Origin of the sequence: Photorhabdus viridis, from assembly GCF_040256935.1 — a bacterium.
In the GTDB taxonomy this organism is placed as follows: Bacteria; Pseudomonadota; Gammaproteobacteria; order Enterobacterales; family Enterobacteriaceae; genus Photorhabdus; species Photorhabdus viridis.
Genome location: NZ_JBEJZY010000176.1, coordinates 1 through 995, shown reverse-complemented (window position 1 = coordinate 995; position 995 = coordinate 1). Strand labels below are relative to the sequence as shown.

Genomic DNA, 995 nt, shown 5'->3' with positions numbered 1-995 from the left:
TTTATTGGAAATCGTCGCTGGCCTAATTGCTTATACATTCCAACCTAAAAAACCGAGCTTGAATTTACGGGATTGTGATATAGCTATTTTTAAACGAAGCTGAGGTTAATTTAGCTATGCATTTTTTTCAAAAGACTCCTAAACTTCGTTATTAAGTCTGTCCAATATTTATATGTAACATCTTTAATATAATAGTCACCCAGCCATCTAGGGTGACATCTAGATAATAAATCACTTTTAGCTTTCGTTTTCTCATCTTCATTCGTGTAATTATCTAATAGAATATTCACAAGTCTGTTAATCTCTTCTGCTTCACTTTGGTAACATGAATCCATTAGATGTTTACAGAGAGTTTCACTACATTCTTTGATATTCATAATGATTTTGTTGCTCCTGAATATTTACCACCTGCGGTAACAATTTGCCATCCACCTCCTGTTTTATCGGCTCCCCATTGAAGCTGCGGCGCTACCTTACCCTCTAATAGAATTTGATCTCGTGTTAACGCTACTTTTCCTTCATATGAAGCGGAGTTATTCGGTGGTAACGCTAATTTTGAACGTCGTTCAGCGGAGGTTACACCAGCAGATCCTCGCGTTACATAAACTTGAGATGCACTTCCAGGTGTATGCTCAGTGATAGTGAAAATATCACCTTGTCTTCCACGTGAAGCATAAATTTGCCCATCGAAACTATTAATCGTGCCATGTTGTATTTGTTTATTCAGCCCTCTATTTTTCAATAAGTTTCGGGCGGAATTACGCGATAATGGAATTTTATCTACAGCATTAGTTCCCAGACACCCCACCAACCCCAGAGGATCAACAAAACTCACCGGATTAGACACGTAACTGTAAGGATTTACTCCTCCGGCTAACCCCAAAGGGTCTTAGGCACTATCCCGACGCCATCATACAGTTGAGCGGACCTTTCCCCCTGATTTAGCAGCCTTTTTCTTCGCCACTTTTTCCCGCCCTGTTAAAGAACATATCAAC

Annotated in this window: 1 protein-coding gene and 1 pseudogene; one reads left to right on the top strand and one right to left on the bottom strand. The window is 39.6% G+C overall.

Features of this window, described 5'->3' with window-relative positions:
* Positions 1 to 103: pseudogene (locus ABR397_RS25530) on the top strand (IS982 family transposase); the annotation flags it as partial.
* Between the two features lie 270 nt (positions 104 to 373).
* Here the strand turns inward: ABR397_RS25530 and ABR397_RS22810 are convergent.
* Positions 374 to 835 carry a hypothetical protein gene (locus ABR397_RS22810; RefSeq protein WP_350307701.1) on the bottom strand — a complete coding sequence of 154 codons (462 nt, stop codon included), beginning with the start codon at positions 833 to 835 and terminating at the stop codon, positions 374 to 376.
* Positions 836 to 995 lie beyond the last annotated feature (160 nt).